At 66.8% G+C, this 20,394-nt stretch carries 19 protein-coding genes; 2 read left to right on the forward strand and 17 right to left on the reverse strand.

Translation table 11 applies throughout. The features are described 5' to 3' along the window. Positions 1 to 24 precede the first annotated feature (24 nt). From VGJ96_06120 to VGJ96_06185, 14 genes are all read right to left on the reverse strand, one after another. Positions 25 to 1,542 (reverse strand): NADH-quinone oxidoreductase subunit N, encoded by a 1,518-nt coding sequence (locus VGJ96_06120; GenBank protein ID HEY3286680.1) that lies wholly within the window; start codon positions 1,540 to 1,542, stop codon positions 25 to 27. After that, positions 1,543 to 3,126: an NADH-quinone oxidoreductase subunit M gene (locus VGJ96_06125; protein ID HEY3286681.1), complete on the reverse strand. Its 1,584-nt coding sequence runs from the start codon at positions 3,124 to 3,126 to the stop codon at positions 1,543 to 1,545. It abuts the gene before it with no gap. A gap of 3 nt (positions 3,127 to 3,129) precedes the next feature. After that, entirely contained in the window at positions 3,130 to 5,325 is a 2,196-nt protein-coding gene (gene nuoL / locus VGJ96_06130; protein ID HEY3286682.1) for an NADH-quinone oxidoreductase subunit L, read from the reverse strand. Then, positions 5,325 to 5,618: an NADH-quinone oxidoreductase subunit NuoK gene (gene nuoK / locus VGJ96_06135; protein ID HEY3286683.1), complete on the reverse strand. Its 294-nt coding sequence runs from the start codon at positions 5,616 to 5,618 to the stop codon at positions 5,325 to 5,327. The genes nuoL and nuoK overlap by 1 nt, the downstream gene beginning before the upstream one ends. Continuing rightward, positions 5,608 to 6,180 carry an NADH-quinone oxidoreductase subunit J gene (locus tag VGJ96_06140; protein ID HEY3286684.1) on the reverse strand — a complete coding sequence of 191 codons (573 nt, stop codon included), beginning with the start codon at positions 6,178 to 6,180 and terminating at the stop codon, positions 5,608 to 5,610. Before VGJ96_06140 ends, nuoK begins: the two co-directional genes overlap by 11 nt. Beyond that, a complete protein-coding gene (locus tag VGJ96_06145) occupies positions 6,177 to 6,674 on the reverse strand; it encodes an NADH-quinone oxidoreductase subunit I (GenBank protein ID HEY3286685.1) in 498 nt (165 codons plus the stop codon). Before VGJ96_06145 ends, VGJ96_06140 begins: the two co-directional genes overlap by 4 nt. Continuing rightward, complete coding sequence (gene nuoH, locus VGJ96_06150) at positions 6,674 to 7,960, reverse strand: NADH-quinone oxidoreductase subunit NuoH (GenBank protein ID HEY3286686.1); 1,287 nt, start codon at positions 7,958 to 7,960, stop codon at positions 6,674 to 6,676. The genes VGJ96_06145 and nuoH overlap by 1 nt, the downstream gene beginning before the upstream one ends. After that, positions 7,957 to 9,486, reverse strand: a complete 1,530-nt coding sequence (locus VGJ96_06155) for a 2Fe-2S iron-sulfur cluster-binding protein (GenBank protein ID HEY3286687.1) — start codon at positions 9,484 to 9,486, stop codon at positions 7,957 to 7,959. The genes nuoH and VGJ96_06155 overlap by 4 nt, the downstream gene beginning before the upstream one ends. Continuing rightward, positions 9,486 to 10,793: an NADH-quinone oxidoreductase subunit NuoF gene (gene nuoF, locus VGJ96_06160; GenBank protein HEY3286688.1), complete on the reverse strand. Its 1,308-nt coding sequence runs from the start codon at positions 10,791 to 10,793 to the stop codon at positions 9,486 to 9,488. Before nuoF ends, VGJ96_06155 begins: the two co-directional genes overlap by 1 nt. A 105-nt stretch (positions 10,794 to 10,898) precedes the next feature. Further along, complete coding sequence (locus tag VGJ96_06165) at positions 10,899 to 11,450, reverse strand: NAD(P)H-dependent oxidoreductase subunit E (GenBank protein ID HEY3286689.1); 552 nt, start codon at positions 11,448 to 11,450, stop codon at positions 10,899 to 10,901. Beyond that, the gene (nuoD, locus tag VGJ96_06170; GenBank protein ID HEY3286690.1) at positions 11,447 to 12,754 is read right to left on the reverse strand and encodes an NADH dehydrogenase (quinone) subunit D; all 1,308 of its coding nucleotides are present in this window, start codon (positions 12,752 to 12,754) and stop codon (positions 11,447 to 11,449) included. The genes VGJ96_06165 and nuoD overlap by 4 nt, the downstream gene beginning before the upstream one ends. A 3-nt stretch (positions 12,755 to 12,757) precedes the next feature. Continuing rightward, a complete protein-coding gene (locus tag VGJ96_06175; GenBank protein ID HEY3286691.1) occupies positions 12,758 to 13,453 on the reverse strand; it encodes an NADH-quinone oxidoreductase subunit C in 696 nt (231 codons plus the stop codon). Then, positions 13,450 to 14,073, reverse strand: coding sequence for an NADH-quinone oxidoreductase subunit B family protein (locus VGJ96_06180; GenBank protein ID HEY3286692.1), 624 nt, complete (start codon positions 14,071 to 14,073; stop codon positions 13,450 to 13,452). Before VGJ96_06180 ends, VGJ96_06175 begins: the two co-directional genes overlap by 4 nt. Next, entirely contained in the window at positions 14,064 to 14,468 is a 405-nt protein-coding gene (locus VGJ96_06185; GenBank protein ID HEY3286693.1) for an NADH-quinone oxidoreductase subunit A, read from the reverse strand. The genes VGJ96_06180 and VGJ96_06185 overlap by 10 nt, the downstream gene beginning before the upstream one ends. A gap of 320 nt (positions 14,469 to 14,788) precedes the next feature. Between VGJ96_06185 and dcd the strand changes: the two genes are divergently transcribed. Both dcd and VGJ96_06195 read left to right on the forward strand, forming a co-directional pair. Next, entirely contained in the window at positions 14,789 to 15,343 is a 555-nt protein-coding gene (gene dcd, locus VGJ96_06190) for a dCTP deaminase (GenBank protein HEY3286694.1), read from the forward strand. Next, positions 15,343 to 15,843 (forward strand): hypothetical protein, encoded by a 501-nt coding sequence (locus VGJ96_06195; protein HEY3286695.1) that lies wholly within the window; start codon positions 15,343 to 15,345, stop codon positions 15,841 to 15,843. The genes dcd and VGJ96_06195 overlap by 1 nt, the downstream gene beginning before the upstream one ends. A 48-nt stretch (positions 15,844 to 15,891) precedes the next feature. Here the strand turns inward: VGJ96_06195 and VGJ96_06200 are convergent, their stop codons facing one another. From VGJ96_06200 to VGJ96_06210, 3 genes are all read right to left on the reverse strand, one after another. Next, entirely contained in the window at positions 15,892 to 17,172 is a 1,281-nt protein-coding gene (locus tag VGJ96_06200; protein ID HEY3286696.1) for a serpin family protein, read from the reverse strand. 100 nt (positions 17,173 to 17,272) lie between these two features. After that, complete coding sequence (locus tag VGJ96_06205; GenBank protein HEY3286697.1) at positions 17,273 to 19,372, reverse strand: prolyl oligopeptidase family serine peptidase; 2,100 nt, start codon at positions 19,370 to 19,372, stop codon at positions 17,273 to 17,275. Between the two features lie 229 nt (positions 19,373 to 19,601). Continuing rightward, positions 19,602 to 20,387: a succinate dehydrogenase/fumarate reductase iron-sulfur subunit gene (locus VGJ96_06210; GenBank protein ID HEY3286698.1), complete on the reverse strand. Its 786-nt coding sequence runs from the start codon at positions 20,385 to 20,387 to the stop codon at positions 19,602 to 19,604. Between the last annotated feature and the right edge of the window lie 7 nt (positions 20,388 to 20,394).

The raw sequence follows: 20,394 nt of genomic DNA on the forward strand, positions 1-20,394 counted from the left end.
GCGGGGCGAGGCGTTGAGGACCGTTCACTTGGGCAGGTCCGCGGAGGCGGCCTGCTGGACGGTTGGCGCTCGCGGTATGCTGTCACGGCTCCAGTTGATCATCCGGCCGGGGACCAGCCCCAGCGCCAGAATCGCGACCGCCGTGGCGAGCACCACGCCGCGCGTCCACGGACCCGCCTGCGCCGGCGTCTCGGCGCCCTCCGGACGCTGCTTCATGAACATCACGCGCACCACGTTCAGATAGTAGCCCGCGGAGACGACCGAGGTGAGCACCAGCACCACGGCCAGCGTGACCAGGGGTCGCGGCGCCTCGATGGCCGCCATCAGGAGATACCACTTGCCGAAGAAGCCCACGCCGCCGAAGACCGGGAAGCCCATCAGCGAGAGCATGAAAACGCTCATCGCGACGGCCAGCCACGGTCGCACGTGCCAGAGCCCCTCGAAGTCCACGAGCTCATTGTGCGTGTCGCCTTCCTTCCCGACCGTGATCACCACGGCAAACGCGCCAAATGAGGCCAGCGTGTACGCCACGATGTAGAAGAGGAAAGCCGCCGAGCCGGCCAACGTGCCGGTGGCCACCGCGACCAGCAGGTAGCCGGAGTGCGCGATGGAGGAGTAGGCGAGCAGTCGCTTGAGGTTGCGCTGCGAGAGCGCCACGGTGTTGCCGACGAACATCGCGACCGCTGCCAGCCACCAGATGGGCTTGAACCAGGCATCACCCATGCCGGGCAGCGCCTCGAGCCAGACGCGCACGAACGTCGTGAACGCCGCCGCCTTGACCGCCGTGGCCATATAGGCCGTGATGGGCGTCGGCGCGCCCTCGTAGACATCGGGGGCCCACATATGGAACGGCGCCGCCGCGACCTTGAACCCGAAGCCGACGAGCAGCAGCCCGGTGCCGACCAGCGCCATCGGATGCGCGACGTAGTTCCCCGCCACGATCCGCTGTCCGATCTCGCTCAGGTTCGTCGAGCCGGTGGCGCCGTAGATCAGGGCGATGCCGTACAGCAGGAAGGCGCTGGCGAAGGCGCCGAGCAGGAAGTACTTGATGGATCCCTCGGCCGACTTGGCGCTGCGCCGGTTGAGCCCGGCGAGCACGTAGACCGCCACCGACATCAGCTCGATGCCGAGGAAGACGATCATCAGGTCGCGCGCCGAGGCCAGCACCATCATGCCGGCCGTCGCGAAGAGCACGAGCACGTGCGATTCGGCCGGGAGAATGCGTTCGCGGGGATTGTATTCCATCCCGAGCGCGATCGCCCCGAAGGCGCCCACAAGGCAGACGATGTCGGCCGCCCAGCGGAAGTTGTCCACGGCTATGACGCCGATGCCCGACGACATCCCCTGGGACGCGTACCACAGGGTGAAGCCGATCGTCGCGAGGATCAGGACGAGCGAGGCCATGCCGATGGTGCGCTGATGCTCGTTGGACTCAGGCCGCCACGCGGCCCAGAGCATCAAGACCATGGCACCGGCCATGAGCAGCAGGTCGGGCCCGAGGGCCTGCAGGAGCTGCGACGGATTCGCGAGGTCGAAGATCATTTATCGCGCCGTGTTGTTAGCGGTCACCGGCACTCTTCCCGCCGCGGCCTCGACATACGTCACGAGGCGGCGCGCGGCCGGTTCGGTCTTTTCGAGCAGGGGCTTGGGATAGACGCCAATCCAGAGGATGCCGATCAGGAGCGGGACCAGCAGGCCGATCTCGCGCCAGTTGAGGTCCTTGATCCCCTCGTTCTCCGGCTTGGACAGCTTGTTGTAGATGATGCGCTGCAGCGCCCACAGCAGGTACGCCGCGGCGAAGATGACGGCGGTCGCCGAGATCACCGTGGCGAGCGGCTGCGTCTTGTACGCGCCGACCAGCACCAGGAACTCGCCGATGAAGCCGTTCGTCCCCGGCACGCCGATGCTGCTGAGCGAGACGATCGTGAGGATGGTCGCGAAGATCGGGACGACCTTGGCGATGCCGCCGTAGTCCTCGATCATGCGCGTGTGCCGCCGTTCGTAGATCATGCCCACCAGGAGGAACAGTGCGCCCGTCGAGATGCCGTGGTTCACGTTCACCAGCAGCGCGCCCTGCATCGATTCCGTGGTGAGCGCGAAGATGCCGAGCATCACGAAGCCAAGGTGGCTGACCGACGAGTAGGCGACCAGCTTCTTGAAGTCCGGCTGCACCATCGCCACCAGGGCGCCGTAGACGATGCCGATGACCGCCAGGGCGATGATGAAGCTCCGCACCGCAGGATTCATCGCCGCCGCCGGGAAGAGCGGGAGCGCGAACCGGATGAAGCCGAACGTGCCCATCTTCAGCATGATGGCGGCCAGGATCACCGAACCGGCCGTGGGCGCCTCGACGTGCGCGTCGGGCAGCCACGTGTGGAACGGGAACATCGGCACCTTCACCGCGAACGCGAGCGCGAACGCCCCGAACAGCCACAGCGTGGTCGTCGGGTCGAGGTGCACGTTGTTCAGGATGAAGTCGTAGCTGAAGTTCGGCGCGCCGCCCACCCGCGACGCCTCGGAGCCGAGGTACAGGATGGCGACCAGCATCAGCAGCGAGCCGATCATCGTGTACACGAAGAACTTGATCGCCGCGTACAGCCGCCGCTCGCCGCCCCAGACGCCGATGATCAGGTACATCGGGACGAGCATGATCTCCCACATCACGTAGAAGAGCACCAGGTCGAGCGACATGAACACGCCGAGCATGCCGACGGTCAGGATCAGCAGGTTCGCGTAGTACGCGTGCGCCTTGGTGCGGATGCTCGTCCAGCTGCCGAGCACCGCGAGCGGCATCATCAGCGTGGTCAGCAGCACCAGCACCATGGCGATGCCGTCGAGGCCGACGGTGAACCGGACGCCCCACTGCGGAATCCAGGGGAGGTCCACCACGCCCTGCCAGCCGGCGGCCGCGGGATCGATGGACCACCAGAGTCCGAGGGAAAGGATGGCCTCCACCACGAAGAAGGCGAAGGCGAGGATTCGCACTTCACGCCAGCGCTTGTCGGCCGGATCCTTGGCGGACAGCAGCGCATGCGCCCACAGCCCGACCGCGCCGATTGCCGGCAGCAGCAGCAGGACCGGAACGATCCAGGCGTTGTAATTGATCGACGACAGGAACGCGGTCATGGGTTACCGAAAGGTGAAGGCGCCGAGAAGGGTGATGACGCCGATCAGCAGGACCCAGGCATAGGTGCCCACCTGGCCCGTCTGCAGCTGAGACCCGATCCAGCCGAAGGCCTTCGCCAGCAGCGCGCTGCCGTTGACGAAGAGGCCGTCAATGATCCCCGCATCGAAGCCCTTCCACAGGACCGCGCGCGACACATTGACCGTCGGCTGCACGAAGGCGGCGTCGTAGCCCTCGTCCACGAACCACTTGTTCTCGAGTACCCGGTCGATGCCGGTAGCCTCGGGCGAATCCTTCTTCGGCACGAGCGCCGCCGGCTTCAGCCGCCACACCGCGAAGGTGATGCCCACCACCGCGATCAGGATGGCCGTACCGACCAGCACGAACTCGGTGCTGTGCGTCATGTGCGGCGCCTGCCCGAGCGTGGTGCGCAGGGCGTTCTCGCCGACCACCGGTTCCAGCCAGTGCTCGAGGCCGCCCACCGGGCCAATGGCCCCCAGCAGCGCCGGCACGTTGAGCCAGCCGCCGAACGCCGCGAGCAATGCCAGCACCACCAGCGGACCGGTCATGATCCACGGCGCCTCCGTCAGGTGCGGCCGCTCGGCCTCGCCGGTCCGGTTGGGCCCGTGGAACGTGTACAGCATCATCCGGGTCATGTAGATCGCCGTCAGCAGCGCCGACGCGAGCCCCAGCCCGTAGATGATCAGCAGCACCGTGCTGCCGGGGATGCCGAGGAGCGACACTTCCGCGAGCGTCGAGTGATGCACCCGCGCGAAGACCGACGACAGGATCTCGTCCTTCGAGAAGAAGCCCGAGAAGAGCGGGATGCCGGCGATGGCCAGCGTCGCGGTCCACATCAGGTAGAACGTGACGGGCATGTACCGCTTCATGCCGCCCATGTTGCGCATGTCCTGCGCGTCGTCGTGGTTGTGCGTCGCGTGGTACGCCGCGTGCATGACGTAGATCACCGAGCCCGACCCGAGGAACAGGAGCGCCTTGAAGAAGGCGTGCGTCACCAGGTGGAAGACACCGGCCACGTAGGCGCCCACACCCACGCCGATGAACATGTAGCCCAGCTGCGAGACCGTGGAGTACGCCAGCACCTTCTTGATGTCCCACTGCTTGAGGCCGATGGTCGCCGCGAAGAACGCGGTGAGCGCGCCGATCCCCGCCACGGTGAGCTGGGCCACTGGCGCCATGGAGAAGATCCCCGAGGCGCGCGCCACGAGATACACGCCGGCGGTCACCATCGTCGCCGCGTGGATCAGCGCGGAGACCGGCGTCGGGCCGGCCATCGCGTCGGGAAGCCAGACGTAGAGCGGAATCTGCGCGCTCTTGCCGGTGCAGCCGAGGAACAGGAACAGGGCGATCGCCGTGGCGATCACGCCGCCCATCGGCAGCGCCGACGCCTTCTCCGCCACGCCGAGGATGTCGAGCGTGCCGAGGTTGGCGAACATCAGGAACATCGCGACCAGGAAGCCGAAGTCGCCGATTCGGTTGACGATGAACGCCTTCTTGCCGGCGTCGGCGTTGGCCTTCTCCGAGAACCAGAAGCCGATGAGCAGGTACGAGCAGAGCCCGACGCCCTCCCAGCCCACGAACAGCAGCGGATAGCTGCCGCCGAGCACCAGGATGAGCATGAAGAAGACGAACAGGTTGAGGTACGCGAAGTAGCGCGGGTACCCCGGATCGTCCTGCATGTAGCCGACGCTGAAGATGTGGATCAGCATGCCGACGCCGGTGATGACCATCACCATGACCATCGACAGCGGATCGAGGAGGATCGTCGCGTTGAGGTTCAGGTCGCCGACGGGCATCCACGAGAACAGCGTCAGCACGTAGGGATGCTGCATCTCGACGCCCTTCATGGCGAAGAAGATGGCCGTCGCGAGCAGGAAGGCCGCGACGAGCACACCCGGGCCGATGAGGCTCACGATCGCGGCGAACTTGTGCCGCGGCGGATGCCCGTGGTCGTCGTGTCCGTGTCCGTGCGCGGCGTCGTGCCCGTGCGAGGCGTCATGCCCGTGCCCGTGTCCGTCGCCCGCGGAAGGATCCGCGGGGCCAATCTTCGCCACGCCGAGCATCGCCAGGGTTCCGTTGATCAGGAACCCGAGGAACGGCAGCAGCGGGAGCAGCCACACCAGGCGCGCGACGGTTGCCGCGAGCGGGTGCGCCCCCTCGGGAGTCAAGGCCGGGTTCATCATCCCTTGAGGAGGTTGATGTTCTGGAGGTTGACCGTCTTCACGTGGCGGAAGATGGCGATGATGATCGCCAGTCCCACCGCGGCCTCAGCCGCTGCGACGGTCATTGTAAAGACCACGAACACCTGGCCGGCCGCGCCGTACAGCTTGCTCAGCGCCACGAAGGACAGGTTCACGGCATTGAGCATCAGCTCGACGCACATGAAGATGATGATCGCATTGCGCCGGGTGAGCACCCCGACGACGCCGATCGAGAACAGGAGGGCCGACAGGGCCAGGGCTTCAACGAGCATCGGTCCTCCGCTTGCCGAGCACCACCGCGCCCACGATCGCCGCGAGCAGCAGCACGCTCGTCAGCTCGAAGGCCAGCAGGTACTCCTTGAAGAGCGGCGCCGCCACGGGGCCGATGACGCCGCCCGCAACCGGATGCGCCGCCGCCGCGGCCGCCTGGGCGGCCAGGTCCGGCGGAATCATGCGATCGATCGTGTTGGACCGGTTGAGCGCCATCACCTCGGCGAGCAGCGCCAGTCCCACGACGAGCGCGAAGATCCGGCCCCACTTGCCCCGGGCGTCCATCAGCTCCGACGGATGCCCGAGGTTGAGGAGCATGATCACGAACAGGAAGACCACCATGATGGCGCCGGTGTACACCAGGATCTGCATGGCGCCGATGAACTGCGCGTCGAGCATCACGTACAGCCCGGCGAGGCAGAACATCACGTTCACCAGCCACATTGCCGCCGCCACCGGGCTCCTGCGCGTCACGAACGCCACCGCGCTCGCGAGCGCCGTCAGCCCGAAGAAGTAGAAGGCGAACTGGTACGCGAGGGGAAGGTACTGATTGGGTTGCATCATTCCCCCTTCGGGTCGGCCGGATCCCACATCTCGCAGACGGGATGCGTCTGCGACGTCAGCCGCTTGAGGTCGTAGATGAAATCCTTGCGCTCGTACTCGGCATTTTCGTAATGCCGGCCGAGGTGGATGGCCTCTTCGGGGCAGACTTCCTGGCAGTAGCCGCAGAAGATGCAGCGGAACTCGTCGATGTCGAAGACGACCGGGTACCGGTTCCCCTGCTCGTCCACGCCCGGCACCAGCTTGATGCAGTTGGCCGGGCAGACCGTCGGGCAGAGGCCGCATGCCACGCACTTGGCCTTGCCGTCCTCGGTGGTGAGCATGCGGTGCGTGCCGCGCCAGCGCGGCCCGATGTCCCACTTCTCCTCGGGATACTGCACCGTGACCTTGTGCGGGTCGACGAGGTGCTTGAACGTGAGCGCGAGCCCCTGGAACGTCGCGCGCACGTAACTCATGCTGTCCGTGGGCCGATCAACGACCCGGGTGGTGATCGCCATTAGGCCCCCTTCCCGTCAAGGAGATCGCTGCGCGTCGCGCCCGCCCGCATCCGGGCGACGTGGGCCCGATCCAGCCGCGAGTACGCCGGGCTCACGATCCGCCCGCGGTCCAGCACCCAGAACACGAGGATGACGAACACCACGTTCATCCCGAGGAAGGCGCCGCGATAACCGTAGCTGGTGCGTCCGAGTCCGGCCGCGTCGAGCGCGAGCACGAGACTGGCCACCGCCGCGATGTACACCAGCGCCATCGGCAGCAGGATCTTCCACCCCAGCGACATCAGCTGGTCGTAACGGAAGCGCGGCACCGTCCAGCGGATCCAGATGAACGCGAAGACGAAGAAGAACACCTTCGCGAAGTACATGCCCAGCGTGAGCAGCGTTTTCAGCCCCGACCACGGCGCGACGTTGTCCCAGTGCGTGAACGGGATGTCCCAGCCGCCGAAGAACAGCGTCACCATCAACCCGCTCGAGGTGATGATGTTGGCGTACTCCGCCAGCGGGAACATCGAGTACCGCATCGAGCTGTACTCGGCGTGGTAGCCGGCGACCAGTTCCGATTCCGACTCGGGCAGGTCGAACGGCACGCGGTTGGTCTCGGCGAGCGCGGCCACCGCGAAGATGAAGAAGGCCAGCGTGAGCATCAGCACGTTCCACGTCTGGCCCTGCTGCTGCGCGACGATCTCGTTCAGGTTCACGTTGCCGGCGAGCAGCAGCACGCAGACCGTGCTCATCCCCATGGCGATCTCGTACGAGATCATCTGCGCGGAGGCGCGCAGGCCGCCGAGGAGCGCGTACTTGTTGTTGGACGACCAGCCGGCGATGGTGAGCCCGTACACGCCCAGCGAACTGATGGCGAGGATGAACAGGAAACCGACCGGCAGGTCCGCCACGGCCATGCTGATCAGGCCGACGCCCGGAATGGGAAGCGGCGCGCCGAAGGGCAGCACCGCCCAGGTGATCATCGCGGGAATGAAGGCGAGGGCCGGTGCGAGGATGAACAGCGCCGTGTTGGCGCCCCCGGGCAGCGCTTCTTCCTTCATGAAGTTCTTCACGCCGTCGGCAATCGGCTGCAGCAGGCCCTGCGGGCCCACGCGGTTCGGGCCAATGCGGTCCTGAATCCAGCCGGCGACCCGGCGCTCGAGCAGCGTGGTGTAGGCCACGCACAGCATATAGAGGCCGAACGCCACGCCGGCCTTGATCAACCCGAAGAGGATGAACATCCCCGTCGATGGCGGTAGCTGCGGGTCAGCGACCTGCAGCAGGAGTGACAGCGAATGGGTCATGCGTTCACCCTCGCACCGGGCGCCACCTGCCCCTTGAGTCCGACCGAGTCATAGCTCATTCCGCTGAAGGCGCCCTCAGCCTTGGCCATCGCGGCAAACACCGCCTCGGCCGAGTCGTACGCGCCAGTCTTGCCGGCAGCGGCGGCGAGGCCCGCCAACGCCATCCAGCTGGCGCGGGCATAGCCCGGCGCCGGACGCGCCTGCAGGTACCGCTGCACGCGGCCACGGAGGTTCGTGAAGGTCCCCTCCTCTTCCGCGAAGTTCGCGATGGGGAGGAGCGTCGCGCTGGCCGGCAGCCCCTTGGGCGCCACCGTGCCGAGGAAGATGACCGTCTTGGCGCTGGCGAGGGCCGCGGTGTCGAGTCCCTCGCAATCGTCGCCGGCGATGACGACCACCGCGCCGGCGCCGGCGAGCGGCTGGTCGGCGCGGCTGAAGCCGAGCAGTTCGGCGCCGGTGGCGTTGGGCGCGCGATCGGCGCGCAACGCGAGATCGGCGACCCCTGGCAGCGGCGCTTCCGCGCCCGTGGCCACCCGGAACTTGCCGGTGCCCACTGCCTGTTTCAGGAGCCAGAGCGCTTCGTTGGAAAGCGACGCGCTGGCGACCACGGAGGCCGCCCCGCCCTTCAGCGCACTGCCGGCCTGTGCCAGCGCAGCTTCCCACGAAGCCGGCTGGCCCGCCACCACCGGTGTCTCCAGCCGGTCGTCGCGGTTCACCCAGTTGTAGTCCAGCCGCCCTTCATCGCACAGATAGAAGTGATTGACGTCGCTGTTCGAGCGCGGCTTCATCCGCACGAGCGCCTGGTCGCGCGTCTCGAGCGTGATGTTGCACCCCTGCGCGCAGTTGGGGCAGATGGACGCCGTGCGGTCCAGCTCCCAGGCGCGCGCCTTGTTGGCGAAGTCCTTGCTGATGAGCGCGCCCACCGGGCACAGGTCGATGACGTTGGCTGCCCACGGATGGGACAGGTCGTGATCGGGGGCGATGCCGATGTGCGCGCGGTCGCCGCGCTCTTCCACGCACAGCGCGCGGTCGCCGGCCACGTCGCCCATGAAGCGGACGCAGCGCGTGCACAGGATGCAGCGGTTGGTGACGTACAGGACGTCGCCGCCGAAGTCCTCGGCCGGGTTGAAGCGCTTCGGCTCGCGATACCGCGAGTCGGCGCGCCCTTCCTGGAAGGTGTAGTCCTGCAGCTCGCACTCGCCGGCCTGGTCGCAGATCGGGCAGTCGAGCGGATGGTTGATGAGCAGGAGCTCCAGCACGCCCTTGCGGGCGTCGAGCGCCTTCTGGCTGTAGACGCTCACCACCTGCCCCTCGGCCACGGTCGTCGCGCAGGACGGCGCCAGCTTGGGCATCTTCTCCACTTCGACGAGGCACATGCGGCAGACGCCCGCGATCTTGAGCCCCGGGTGGTAGCAATAGTGCGGGATGAGCACCCCGGCGGTCTTGGCCGCCTCGAGGATGGTCATCCCCTCGGGGACGCTGACCTGGCGTCCCTCGATGGTCAGGTTGACGAGTTTCTGGTCGGCCATCAGCCCACCGCCACGGTGGAGGATCGCTTGCCGGTGATGAGCGCCTCGAACTCGCCGCGGAAGCGCGTGATCCCGCTGGTCACGGGGGCGCCGCACGAGTCGCTGAGCACGCAGATCGTCTTGCCGGTCATGTTCTCGGTCAGCTCGAAGATCGTGTCGAGGTCCTCGAAGGTCCCCTGCCCGGCCACGATGCGCTCGAGAATCTTGGTCATCCACGCGGTGCCTTCGCGGCACTGCGTGCACTGGGCGCAGCTCTCGTGGGCGTAGAACCGCGCGAGGCGGGCCAGCTGCTTGGGCATCGACTGCGCGTCGTCGAAGATGATGACGCCGCCGGAGCCCAGCATTGTGCCGAACTCCATGAAGCCCTCGTAGTCCATCTTCACCTGCTCGGCTTCCTCGATGGTGATCACCGGCACCGACGAACCGCCGGGGATGATCGCCTTGAACTTCCGTCCGGGCAGCGGGCCGCCGCACAGGTCGTAGAGGAATTCCTTGAACGGGAAGCCCATCGGCACTTCGTAGTTGCCGGGGCGCGCGACGTTGCCGCAGACTGAGAAGAGCTTGCTGCCGCAGCTCTTGGGGCTGCTCAGGCACATCGCCTTGTACCACTCGGGGCCGTTGTTCAGGATGTGCGGCACCGCGGCGAGCGTCTCGACGTTGTTGATCGTCGTGGGCATGCCGAAGAGGCCGGCCACCGCCGGGAAGGGCGGCTTGATGCGCGGGTTGCCGCGGCGCCCCTCGATGGAGTTCATCAGGGCCGTCTCTTCGCCGCAGATGTACGCGCCCGCGCCGCGATGGACCCAGATGTTGACCGTCTTGCCCGAGCCGCAGGCGTTTGGGCCGATCACGCCGGCCTTCCGCGCCTCCGCCAGCGCCGCTTCCATCACGGCGATGGGCTCCGTGAACTCGCCGCGGATGTAGATGTAGCACGTCTCCGCGCCGATCGCGTGAGCGGCGATCGCGCACCCTTCGATGAGGGCGTGCGGCGTCCACCGCATGATCTCGCGGTCCTTGAACGTGCCGGGCTCCGATTCGTCGGCGTTGCAGCACAGGTAGTGCGGCTTGCCGTCGCCGAGCTTCATGAACGACCACTTGAGGCCGGTCGGGAAGCCGGCGCCGCCGCGACCGCGGAGCCCCGATTCCTTGACGACGTTCTGGATCGCCACCGGGTCGGTGGCCAGCGCCTGCGACAGCGCCTTATAGCCCCCGCGCGCCTTCCAGCCTTCGAGCGTGCGCGCCTCGGGATCGCCGAAGTACTTGCTCAGGATCGGCGTTTCGCGCGGGTGGGATTTGTGGGGATAGCCCATGGATTCAGACGGTAGACGGTAGACGGCAGACGGCAGACGGCAGACCGGCCCAACGAAGTACTGTTGTCTCTCTGTTGTTTCTCTGTTGTCTCTCTGTTGTTTCTCTTACGCATATCGCTGGAGAATCTCGGGCACTTTCTCCACACTCACACTGTCGATGAAGTCGTCGTTGACCATGATTGGCGTTGCAAACCCGCACGCCCCCAGGCACTCGACTTCAATCACGGTGTACTTGCCGTCGGCCGAGGTGAGGCCCAGCTCGCCGCAGCCGGTCTTCTCGAGGAAGGCCTTCACCACGTCCTCGGCGCCCATGCAGTTGCAGCAGGACGTCGTGCAGACCTGGATGAAGAACTTTCCCACCGGATGCTGGTGGTACATGGTGTAGAACGTCACCACGCCCTTCACGTAGGCGGCGCTCAGGCCAAGCACGTCGCCCACTTCCTTCATGGCGTGCTCGCTGATCCAGCCCCGCTCGTCCTGCACGATCCAGAGCGCGGGCAGGAGGCCGGCCTGCCGGGTGGGATAGCGCGACAGGATGTCGTCGAGCTTGGCACGCGGCGCGGAGCCGGCGGTGAAGACCGGCACGTAGGGCTCGTCGTGGTGACCGTGCGGGGGCTGCACAACCGCCCCGCCGGACGCGGATGGACCGTGGCTCATCTGTCAATCTCTCCCATCACGATATCAATCGACGCGTTGATGGCGATCACGTCGGACAGCAGGTGGCCCTCGACCATCTTGGGGATGGCGGCGAGGTTGACGAACGACGGCGGCCGGATGCGCCAGCGCACCGGCTTGGCCGACCCGTCGGACACCATGTAGTAGCCCTTCTCGCCCTTCGGGGCCTCGACGGCGACGTACGCCTCGCCGGTCGCCGGGCGCGGCCCTTCCATCACGTTCTTGAAGTGATGGATCATGCTTTCCATCTCGCTGGTCGCCTTGTGCTTCGGCGGCAGGATGACGCGCGGGTCGTCGACGTTCACCGGCCCGTCGGGAAGGCGCGCGATGGCCTGCTCGAGGATGCGGATGGACTGCCGCATCTCCTCCATGCGCACCAGGTACCGGTCGTACACGTCGCCGTGCACACCCACCGGGACCTCGAAGTCGTACGTCTCGTAGTCGAGGTACGGGAAGTCCTTGCGGAGGTCGTAGTCGACGCCGGAGGCGCGCAGCATCGGGCCGGAGAGGCCGTAGTTGATCGCCTCCTCGGGCGACATCACGCCGATGCCCACCGTGCGTCCCACCCAGATGCCGTTCTTCGTGACGACGCGGTCGCACTCGTCGAGCGTCTTCATGAAGGTGCGGACGAAGGCCTTGAGGCCGTCGAGCCAGCCGTCGGGAATGTCGGCGGCCATGCCGCCCACGCGCGAGGCGCTCGTCGTGAGACGCGCGCCCACCCACCCCTCGAACAGGTTGTAGACGTTCTCGCGCTCCTGGAACGACCAGAGGAAGGGCGTGTAGGCCCCGATGTCGATGCAGGTCGTCCCCATCCAGACGAGGTGCGAGATGATGCGCGACAGTTCCATGCCGATCACGCGCAGCACCGTGCAGCGGGGCGTGACCTCGATGCCGAACAGCTTCTCGGCCCCCATCGCGAAGGCGATGTTGTTGCCCACGCAGTTCAGGTAGTCGTCGCGGTCCGTCCAGGGAATGATCTGGTTGTACTGGCGGTACTCGCCGATCTTCTCGAAGCCGCAGTGCAGGTAGCCGATGTGCGGAATGCAGCGCACGACGGTCTCGCCATCGAGCTCGAGCACCAGGCGCAGCACGCCGTGCGTCGCCGGATGCTGCGGCCCGATGTTGATGAGCATGTGCTCGCCCTCGAGGTCGGGCTCGAGGCCCGGCGGGGCCTGCACCGCCAGGCCACCCGCCTCATTGGCGAAGAGCGGCACGCGCTGCGGCTTGCCGTCGGGGCCGATGCCCGTGGTCGAGAGTTCAACTTCGACAGTTCGCTTGGTGGCCATCGGTTATTCTCCCGTCGACTCGCCGCCCTTGATGCGGGCGCGCATGTCCTGCGGCAGGTCGGCGTAGGCGTCGGCGACCGAGAGTTCTTCCATCGAGTAGCGGGCCTCGGGGTTGGCGGCGAGCGCCTCGCGTAGCTGCTGCGCGCGACTGAAGCGCCCGCGCAGCGGGAAGTCCTTGCGCAGCGGATACCCTTCCGCGTACTGCTCCCACATCAGGATGCGACGCAGGTCGGGATGCCCCTCGAACCGGATGCCGAACATGTCGAAGCATTCGCGCTCCAGCCAATCCGCGCCCTTGTAGATGTCGTAGATCGACGGCGCCGTGAGCGGCGCCCCCTTCTCGATGAGTCCCTTGAGGCGCAGGAAGCGGCGGGACTTGAGCGACCGCAGGTGCCAGATGACCTCGATGGGCAGTGCGCGATCACGGAACTCGACGGCGGTGACGTCCGAGAGATACTCGTAGCTCTGCTCCGGATCGTCGTGCAGCCACTGGATGATCGCGAAGGCCTTCGCCATGTCGACGACGACGTTCGTCTCGCCCCAGACGACCTCGACGCGCTTGATCGCGTCGCCGAACTTCGCGCGCAGGGCGTCGGCCGAGGGATTCACCTCGCCACCGCGATTCGGCACGTGCCTCGGCGTGGCCGGCGCCGGCAGGTTCGGCGCGCTGCCGGCCCGGACGACGGTGAATTCGCTCACTGTCCGCTCCGCGTCTGTGGAATGGAGTTGCCGAACGCCTGGGAGAGCTTGTCGATGCGCGACGGCGGGATGTAGAGCTGGCTCGCCGGATCGGGCACCATCTCCTCGCGCGGCGTGGACGACATCGTCTCCTTCATGACCTTCTTCTGCAGCATCATGATGGCGTGAATGAGCGCCTCGGGACGCGGCGGGCATCCGGGCACGTAGACGTCCACCGGGATGATGGTGTCGATGCCCTGCGTGACGGCGTACGTGTCGAACATGCCGCCCGTCGAGGCGCAGGCGCCCATCGAGATGGCCCACTTCGGCTGCGGCATCTGCTGCCAGATGCGGCGCAGCACGGGCGCGAGCTTGAATGGAACGCGCCCCGCGCAGATCAGGACGTCAGCCTGGCGGGGCGAGAATCCCATGCGTTCCATGCCGAAGCGCGCGAGGTCGAACTTCGAGGCGGCCGATGCCATGAATTCGATCGCGCAGCAGGCGGTGCCGAACGGCATGGGCCAGAGCGAGTTGGCGCGGCCCCAGTTGACGAGGAAGTCGAGCCGCGTGGTGATCCAGCCTTCGCTGTGCGCGGGATCCACCGAGATCACATTGGGTGCGGGGGCGTCGATCAATCCCATTGGAGAGCTCCCTTCTTCCAGACGTAGGCAAAGCCGGCGAGGAGAATGGCCATGAAGACCAGCATCTCGCCAAGCCCGAAGAACGAGATCTGGCCCGCGGGGCAGGCGCCGTTGACGAGCGGCACGGCGCACGAGAGCTGGCGATAGTACGCCGCCCACGGAATCATGAACACGGTTTCGATGTCGAACACGATGAACAGCATCGCCACCATGTAGAAGCGCACCGAAAAGCGTTCGCGGGCATCGCCCAACGGGGGCATGCCCGATTCATATGCCTGCTGCTTGACCGGCGACGGCCGGTGCCGCATCACGAGTTGCGAGAGCCCGATAATGGCGACCGCGGTGAGGACGGCGATCCCGAGCAGGAAGACGACGGGTATGTAGTTGCGATCCATGCCTTAAGTCCGCCTTCGTGAAGGAATTCACGAGCGTTCAATAAGATGGAAAACTAGGTATCGTGCGCGATGAGTGTCAACGCACTGTTAATGATGTAGCATCAGGTTTTGCCCGAAGAAATGTCAGGGAATCTGATTCGACGTCACACCAAATGAATTGCGCATTTGCGCGACTGTCCTACATGCCGCCAAGACTCCGTTTCCGCCTCGCTCCGTGGCGCCCTGCCCGCGGCGCGCCATAGGCGTCCAGCGCCACTCCCCCCTTTCTCCCGACTTGGCGAAAGGCGTAATTTCGCGCCAACCCCAACCCGCCCGCCCCCATGAGCATCCAGAACGACGCGTGGATCACCGAGATGGCCCAGCAGCACGGCATGATCGAGCCCTTCGAGAACTCGCAGGTGCGCTCGGGCGTGATCTCCTACGGCGTCAGCGCGTACGGCTATGACATGCGCGTGGCGCGCGAGTTCAAGATCTTCACGAACGTCCTGAACTCCATCGTCGATCCCAAGGCCTTCGACCCCAAGAGTTTCGTGGAGTTCGAGGGCGACGTGTGCATCGTGCCTCCCAACTCGTTTGCACTGGCGCGCAGCGTGGAATACTTCCGCATCCCACGCGACGTGATGACCATCACCGTGGGCAAGAGCACCTACGCGCGCTGCGGCATCATCACGAACGTCACGCCGTTCGAGCCGGAGTGGGAAGGCTACGTGACGCTCGAGATCAGCAACACGACGCCGCTCCCGGCGAAGATCTACGCCAACGAGGGCATCGCACAGGTGCTCTTCTTCAAGGGGAACGCGCCGCCGGTGACGAGCTACAAGGACAAGAAGGGGAAGTATCAGGGCCAGGTGGGCGTCACGCTGCCGAAGATCTGATGCGCCGGCCGGTGCGCGTTTTCATCCGGTGCGCCGCCGCGGCGCTGCTGGTTGCCGCGCTGGCGCAGGCCGCGCGGGCGCAGACGACGACGGAGGAGCGCGCGGCCATCGCCGTCGCCGATTCCCTGCTCCGCGCGCTCTCAACGGGCGACGCGGCTACGCTCACGCGCCTGACGACGGATTCATCGATCGTCGGCTACTCGGCGTTCCGCAACGGCGCCGAGCGCGTCTCCATCCGGTCGTGGGCAAGCGATATTGGGCGCCTGGCCACGCTGCGCATCACCGAGCGTGGCTTCAACCCCACCGTGCATGTGCAGGACCGGCTGGCGCAGGTGTGGATGCCGTACGATCTCTACCTGGACGGCAAGTGGTCGCACTGCGGCGTGGACGCCTTCACCCTGCTCAAGGTCAACGGCGCGTGGAAGGTGGCGTCGCTCTTTTACACGATTGAGCAGCCGCCGGCGTGCCTACCCCATCCCAAAGGTCCGCCACGCCCCTGACGCCGATCGGTTCGAATCGCGCGGTCCGCACACGGTCCCGCGTCTCGATCACGCGTTCGGCATTCGCACGATCTTCCCCATGAACAGCACCGTTCCGGTCAGGCGCTCGCGCAGGACGAAGAGGAACGGCCGATCCACGCGCATCACGGGATAGGACGGCATCGACGTGACGCCCACGCCGACCGTGGTCACTGCCGCCGCTTCGGTGCCTTCCTCGTTGACATCCACGAAGCTGTTCTGCTTCACGAAGTCGATGAACAGCTCACGGCCGGCGGGCGCCGGCGCCATCAGCGTGAAGTCCGCCCCGCCAGCCACGAAGGGCACGACCATGCCCAGGGCGCGCAGATCGTCATTGAGCTTCCGCTCGTACGCCAGCGTGAACTTCGGCATCGCGTAATCCACCTTGCGCGACTGCAGGCTGCCGACGACGGCCTGCCACGTCGTGGGCGACAGCGAGCCGGCCAGCGTCTCGACATCCGTGCCCGTCTTGGGCAGCAGCACGACCATGCTGAACGCCGTATTGCCGTATGGCAGTTCGGCCGCCTGGTACGTGGCGCCTTCCGAGTATGACAGCGTGTCGAGGCGGCGCATCAGCGGCGCCACCTGCGCCCCTCCGGTCGCCGCGTAGAACGGCGCCGTGATGGTCTGTGCCGGATCGAACTTCGCGCGCCACGACCCCTTGAAGTAGATGGCGTTGATGAGGAACATCACCTGCTGCGACGAGATGGTGTCGAGCACCTTCGGAATCTTGCCGCTCGTCTTCTCGCTCACCCATCCGTTGATGGCCGCGAGCGACGCCGGGGCGTTGGCGAAATCGAGCCCCTGCGCCTTCGCATCAAAGTAGGTGCGCGTCGTGTCAAAGAACGCCTGGCGGAACGGGAAGCCCTGCCGGTACCAGATGGAGTTGGCGATCCGCATCTGCACCGAGGGATCCAGCGACGTCAGCAGCGCGACGAGCGACTTGTAGCCCGCGTTGATCTCGGGCAACGTGGCCGCGCCGAACTGCAGCGCGGCGCGCATCTGGTCGGCGGTGGTTCCCGCGGCGCCGTTGAGCGTCATCCCGAGCGCGAAGGAGGCGCTTAGCGATGAGAGAAAGACGTTGCTGTCGTGCTGGGCCGAACTGACGCGCCCCCACAGGGCGAACGCGAAGGCGTTGGAGGCGTCGCGCACCTTCACCTCGCTCGCGGTGAGCGGGCGCGGCAAGGTGGTGATGACGGCGGGGGGACGCTGGGACGTGGCCTCGGTAGGCGACGACGCGCAAGCCCCGATCGCCAGCGTCGTGGCGACCGCGACCGCGCCCACCCGGCATTTCCTCGTGACTCGTTCCATACCCAGTACTACCCCGCGAGCGCGCGCCGCGTTTCCGGAGCGCGCTCGCGAAAGCGTGCGAACGGACGCTGGAACCGGTGCCTTCATCGTTGCCCGCGTCCTACCGTCGAACGACGCCGAGCCGCCGGTCGAGGAACTCCGCCGAGGCCTTGAAGGCCTCGACCCAGCGGTCCCAGCGGAGGAAGCCGTGGATCTCGTCCGGGAAGATGAGCTGCTCCACCTCCACGCCGCGGTCACGCAGCGCCTCGACGAGCGTCACCGTCTCGACGAACTGCACGTTGCGGTCGTCGTCGCCGTGAATCACGAGCACCGGCGAGCGCCATCCGTCCACCGACGCCATCGGCGAGGCGTTGAAGGCGCGGCGCGTCCGCTCGGGATTCTCCAGCGGGTTGTAAGTCGGGACGAAGTTCCTGATGCCGACGTTCCAGTCGTGCACGCCGTGAATATCCACGCCGGCGGCGAAGAGGTCGGACGCGCGCGAGAGGCCCATCGCGGTGAGGTAACCGCCGTACGACCCGCCCCACAGCGCCACCATCCGGGGATCCACGTCGGGACGGCCGGCGAGGTACATCCCGGCCGCCTGCACGTCCTGGTACTCCGCCCCGCCGGACGCGCCGTAGTTGAGCGGCTCGCGGAAGTTGAGGCCGTAGCCGATGCCGCTGCGATAGTTCACCGAGAGCACCACGTAGCCCTTGCTCGCAAGGTGCTGGTTCATCGCGTACGCGTTGGCGTAGTAGCTGGAGTAGTTCCAGCCGAGCAGCATCTGCCGCTTGGAGCCGCCGTGGAAGAAGATCGCGGCCGGGCGCTTGTCGCCCGGTTTCGCGCCGGCCGGCAGGAAGAGTTGCGCGTGAATGCGCAGGCCGTCCGTCGATGTGATGATGACGGGCTGCGGGTCCACCATCCCCTGCACGGGGAAGTCGGCCGGGATCGTTCCGGCAGCGAGTTCCTTTGGCGCCGCGGCGCCCGCTTGAATGACGGCATGGGCCGGCTTGCGCGTCCCCGACTTCAGGAACGCGATCGCGCCGCCGTCGCTCGTGACCGCCGGCTGCCACTCGATATCCGCGCCGCTGGTCACCGGACGCGGCGGCCCGCCGGCCACGCCCACGCGCCAGATGTCGCGGCGGTCGATGTCATCCTGATTGGAGTTGAACACGACCTCCTTGCGGTCGGGCGTGAAGGTCACGTACTCCACCTCGAACTCGCCCGGTGTCAGCAGCGTCGGTGCGCCGCCCGCCGCCGGCACCGAATAGAGCGACGTCCACCCCGTCTTCTCCCAGGCGAAGACCAGTCGGTCGCCCGCCGCCCACGTCAGCTGCGCTCCGACGATCTCGCGATGCAGCGAACCGCGGCCGGTGTCGGCGCGGAAGACCGTGCGGCCCTTGCCCGTGGCGGCATCGGCGACGACGATCGAGAAGGGTTCGCCGCTCCGGTCGGGCGTGAAGATCAATCGCTTCGTGGTGGCCGCTTCCCGCAGGAAGGCCACCTGCATGCCATCCGGCGACCAGACGGGCGACTGATCCGTGTCCACGCTCGGCGACATCCAGGTGATGGTGCGCGACACCAGGTTCAGGATGCCGACGAAGGCGTGCGTGCCGCGATTGCTGTCGAACAGGATGCGCGTCCCGTCGGGCGACCAGGCCAGCGAACCGAGCGCGCCGCGAATCGTCGCGACCTGCGTGGCGGTGCCGCCTGCGGCGACGGGCGCGGTCCAGATGGTTCCCCGCCGCACGAACGACATGGTCGCGCCGTCAGGCGAAATCACGAGCGAGGCGGCGGCCCCGACCTTCACGGGTGTTCCGCCGGTCACCGCAACGCGCCACACGGCCGCCTCGGCCCCGGCCGGGTCGCTCGTCGGATTGGCGATCTCACCTGCGCGGTTCGGTCCGGAACCGCGCGAGAAGAAGATGGTCGCCGCGTCCCTCGACCAGACGATGCCGCCGATGTCCTGGCCGTCGGCTTTCGTGTACTGCGTGAGTTGGCGTCCCCTGTAATCGGGCGGTGCCGCGACCCACAAGTTGCGTACGCCCTTGTCATTCAGCACCCACGCGACGAGCCCGCCGCTGGGCGCGGCCGACATCCCTCCCGGATACGGCGCCGACATCAGCTTCTCGATGGGGATCTCGCCCTGCTGGGCGAGGGCGCCCTGCACGAAGGCGAACGAGGCAATCGCGGCGGTGACGACACGTAGGACGAGACGCATGACGACCAGCTCCAGGCTCGGGGTGGGAATGGGCCATAACGTAGCATCCGCGCCCCGCCGAGTCATCCCGACTGTCGCCGCTGCCCTTCGAACAGCTGCCGGCCACAGATACACGAAGGGCTCGCCATGACGGCGAGCCCCACGAGATCCAGTCAATCCTTCATTGATACAGTGCCGAAGGTGGTTCCCTTCCCGTGCACCCCACTGTGCCCGTGCCCCTGCACCACGATTAGCCAGAGCCCATCACCACCTTCTCCGGCCGCTCGGTGATCGAGCCCCAGAGATAGTCGCCGTTCATGCGCTTGATGAAGTCGATGCTGATTCCCTTCGGGCACGCGGCCATGCACTCGCCGAAGAGCGTGCAGCCGCCGAAGCCCTCCAGGTCCATCTGCGCGACCATGCTCAGCGCGCGGCGATAGCGCTCGGGCTGCCCCTGCGGGAGCAGGCCGAGGTGGCTGATCTTCGCCGACGTGAAGAGCGAGACTGAGGCGTTCGGGCAGGCCGCCACGCAGGCGCCGCACCCGATGCAGGCCGCCGCATCCATCGCCTCGTCGGCCTCGGGCTTCCCGATGGGGAGCGCATTGGCGTCCTGCGGCGCGCCCGTGGGCACGCTGATGAAGCCGCCCGCCTGGATGATGCGGTCGAGCGCCGTGCGGTCCACGACGAGGTCGCGGATCACCGGGAAGGCGTTCGCGCGCCACGGCTCGAGGGTGATGGAATCGCCGTCCTTGAACGAGCGCATGTGCAGCTGGCACGTGGTGGTCAGCTTGCTCGGCCCGTGGGCCACGCCGTTGATCATCATGCCGCACATGCCGCAGATCCCCTCGCGGCAGTCGTGATCGAACGCGATGGGTTCCTTTCCCTCGAGGACGAGCGTCTCGTTGACGACGTCGAGCATCTCGAGGAACGAACTTTCGGGGCTGACGTCACGGGCCGTGTACTCCTCGAACTTCCCGGGAGCCGTCGGGCCGGCCTGCCGCCAGACCTTGAGCGTGATGTTCATGGTTCCAGGCATGTGTCGG

The organism is Gemmatimonadaceae bacterium (assembly GCA_036504815.1).
Lineage (GTDB): Bacteria > Gemmatimonadota > Gemmatimonadetes > Gemmatimonadales > Gemmatimonadaceae > PNKL01.

Bases quoted from the DNA above. Each gene is read 5' to 3' on its own strand.
- VGJ96_06120 (HEY3286680.1), bottom strand. From the start codon at position 1,542: ATGATCTTCGACCTCGCGAATCCGTCGCAGCTCCTGCAGGCCCTCGGG.
- VGJ96_06125 (HEY3286681.1), bottom strand. From the start codon at position 3,126: ATGACCGCGTTCCTGTCGTCGATCAATTACAACGCCTGGATCGTTCCG.
- nuoL (HEY3286682.1), bottom strand. From the start codon at position 5,325: ATGAACCCGGCCTTGACTCCCGAGGGGGCGCACCCGCTCGCGGCAACC.
- nuoK (HEY3286683.1), bottom strand. From the start codon at position 5,618: ATGCTCGTTGAAGCCCTGGCCCTGTCGGCCCTCCTGTTCTCGATCGGC.
- VGJ96_06140 (HEY3286684.1), bottom strand. From the start codon at position 6,180: ATGATGCAACCCAATCAGTACCTTCCCCTCGCGTACCAGTTCGCCTTC.
- VGJ96_06145 (HEY3286685.1), bottom strand. From the start codon at position 6,674: ATGGCGATCACCACCCGGGTCGTTGATCGGCCCACGGACAGCATGAGT.
- nuoH (HEY3286686.1), bottom strand. From the start codon at position 7,960: ATGACCCATTCGCTGTCACTCCTGCTGCAGGTCGCTGACCCGCAGCTA.
- VGJ96_06155 (HEY3286687.1), bottom strand. From the start codon at position 9,486: ATGGCCGACCAGAAACTCGTCAACCTGACCATCGAGGGACGCCAGGTC.
- nuoF (HEY3286688.1), bottom strand. From the start codon at position 10,793: ATGGGCTATCCCCACAAATCCCACCCGCGCGAAACGCCGATCCTGAGC.
- VGJ96_06165 (HEY3286689.1), bottom strand. From the start codon at position 11,450: ATGAGCCACGGTCCATCCGCGTCCGGCGGGGCGGTTGTGCAGCCCCCG.
- nuoD (HEY3286690.1), bottom strand. From the start codon at position 12,754: ATGGCCACCAAGCGAACTGTCGAAGTTGAACTCTCGACCACGGGCATC.
- VGJ96_06180 (HEY3286692.1), bottom strand. From the start codon at position 14,073: ATGGGATTGATCGACGCCCCCGCACCCAATGTGATCTCGGTGGATCCC.
- VGJ96_06185 (HEY3286693.1), bottom strand. From the start codon at position 14,468: ATGGATCGCAACTACATACCCGTCGTCTTCCTGCTCGGGATCGCCGTC.
- dcd (HEY3286694.1), top strand. From the start codon at position 14,789: ATGAGCATCCAGAACGACGCGTGGATCACCGAGATGGCCCAGCAGCAC.
- VGJ96_06195 (HEY3286695.1), top strand. From the start codon at position 15,343: ATGCGCCGGCCGGTGCGCGTTTTCATCCGGTGCGCCGCCGCGGCGCTG.
- VGJ96_06200 (HEY3286696.1), bottom strand. From the start codon at position 17,172: ATGGAACGAGTCACGAGGAAATGCCGGGTGGGCGCGGTCGCGGTCGCC.
- VGJ96_06205 (HEY3286697.1), bottom strand. From the start codon at position 19,372: ATGCGTCTCGTCCTACGTGTCGTCACCGCCGCGATTGCCTCGTTCGCC.
- VGJ96_06210 (HEY3286698.1), bottom strand. From the start codon at position 20,387: ATGCCTGGAACCATGAACATCACGCTCAAGGTCTGGCGGCAGGCCGGC.